Origin of the sequence: Mesorhizobium sp. M4A.F.Ca.ET.050.02.1.1 (assembly GCF_003997725.1) — a bacterium.
GTDB lineage: Bacteria > Pseudomonadota > Alphaproteobacteria > Rhizobiales > Rhizobiaceae > Mesorhizobium.
The window spans coordinates 1-1,827 of sequence record NZ_RZSG01001021.1; the positions used below are offsets into that span (position 1 = coordinate 1).

3 protein-coding genes are annotated in these 1,827 nt (G+C 63.3%); all 3 read left to right on the top strand.

The window, feature by feature from the left end; genetic code table 11:
* Positions 1-628 (top strand): response regulator (locus tag EOA33_RS34465; protein WP_127407632.1); only part of this gene is annotated, 628 nt, incomplete at its 5' end.
* Between the two features lie 5 nt (positions 629-633).
* Entirely contained in the window at positions 634-1,014 is a 381-nt protein-coding gene (locus EOA33_RS34470) for a response regulator (protein WP_126055111.1), read from the top strand.
* A gap of 268 nt (positions 1,015-1,282) precedes the next feature.
* Positions 1,283-1,669 carry a response regulator gene (locus EOA33_RS34475; RefSeq protein WP_127407633.1) on the top strand — a complete coding sequence of 129 codons (387 nt, stop codon included), beginning with the start codon at positions 1,283-1,285 and terminating at the stop codon, positions 1,667-1,669.
* The last annotated feature ends 158 nt before the right edge of the window (positions 1,670-1,827 follow it).

Genomic DNA, 1,827 nt, shown 5'->3' on the forward strand with positions numbered 1-1,827 from the left:
CCGCGACTATGTGGCGCTGACGCTCGATATCAAGCTTGCCGGGGAATCCGGTATCAAGCTCTTTCACGACATCAGGGCGTCACCGGTGAATTCCGACATTTCGGTCATCGTCATCTCCGCCGTCGCCGATGAGGCCAAGCGTTCGCTGAACGGCACCGCCGTCGGCATCGTCGACTGGCTGGAAAAGCCGGTGGATTCGACGCGGCTTCATGCCGCTCTCGCCAAGATCGTCGCCGGCAAGGTCGAGCGGAGGCCGAGGATCCTCCACGTCGAGGACGACGAAGGTGTGCTTGCCGTAATGTCGGCGGGGCTGGGTCCGGACGTCTTGATCGCTTCGGCGAAAACGCTGCAGGAGGCGCGGCGGGCGGTCGCGAAGCATCGCTACGACCTGGTCATCCTCGACATCGCGCTTCCTGACGGATCGGGGCTGGATCTGCTCATCGATCTGCCGCAGGAGACCGGAGTTATCGTGTTCTCGGCGGCGGAGATGGACGAGAAACTCGGCGACCGGGTGCAGGCGATGATGACCAAGACCAGGGCGTCGGAGATCGACGTGGCCAAGCTGGTCCGACGCATGTTGGTTGCGTCCCGCAACGCAGCGGGACCCACCGTGCAAGCAAGGGAGTAAGGTTGATGTCGACAAGGATACTCTATGTGGATGACGAGGACGACATTCGCGAGATCGCCCAAATGTCGCTCGAACTCGAGCCGCGGTTCGAGGTGCGGTCCTGCTCTTCTGGCGCCGAAGCACTGGCGGTCGCCGCCGATTGGCAGCCCAACCTCATCCTGCTCGACGTGATGATGCCGGACATGGACGGGCCGGAGACGCTGAAGCGGCTGGCCGCCTCGCCGCTTACGGCATCGATACCCGTGGCGTTCATCACGGCGCGCACCCAGACGCATCAGGTCGAACACTATCTGGCCATGGGGGCAGTCGGGGTCATCGCCAAACCCTTCGACCCGCTGGCGCTTGCCGGTGAAGTCAGCAAGCTGCTTGCGCTACGAACGGGCTGACGGCCTGCTTCGGATGTCCACGCGGCCGGTATAGGCGATAAGCTGCTGCGGAAGCTGTGCGGCGCCGTTTACGGCTCCTATACCATGCCCTCATATTCATCTACTGATTGTATCGAAATGCGGCCGTCGCGAATCGGCTTTATCTATGATTACGCGGCGTTGGCGGGCGCGGGGAACACCCGCGCGGAACTATGGCATGGACCCGCATTGGCGGATGGCGGTCCATGGATTGATCACTCCGGGGGGCGACGGAACCGGAGCAGGACAGGTGAACGGAGCGAAGGCAAGAATTCTGATCTGCGATGACGATCCGTTGCTGCTCGAGCTGATGGAATTCAGGCTGAGGGCGAAGGGATACGAGGTCATCAAGGCGGTGGATGGGGCCGAAGCGCTTTCGAAGGCGGAGCGCGACGGGCCCGACATCATCGTGCTCGACGCCATGATGCCCAAGGCGGACGGCATCGAGGTGCTGGCGCGCATCAAGGGCGATCCGGCTCTGTCCGAAACCCCGGTCGTCATGCTGACCGCGCGCAAGGCCGAAAAGGACATCGTCTCGGCGCTCGAAAAGGGTGCCGACGACTACCTGGTGAAGCCGTTCATCCCCGAAGAACTCCTGGCCCGGCTTGCGCGCCTGATCGCGCGGAACAAGCGCTGATGCAGCGAAGCCGGCGCGCCGCCATTGCCGCATGCATGTTCCTGGCAATCGCCGCATCTCCCGGCGTCTCATTGGCCCAGACCGCCGACGAGCTCTACGCGTCCGGCGTCAAGGCAAGGCAAGCCCAGCATTTCGATGAGGCGGCGGCACTGCTCCAG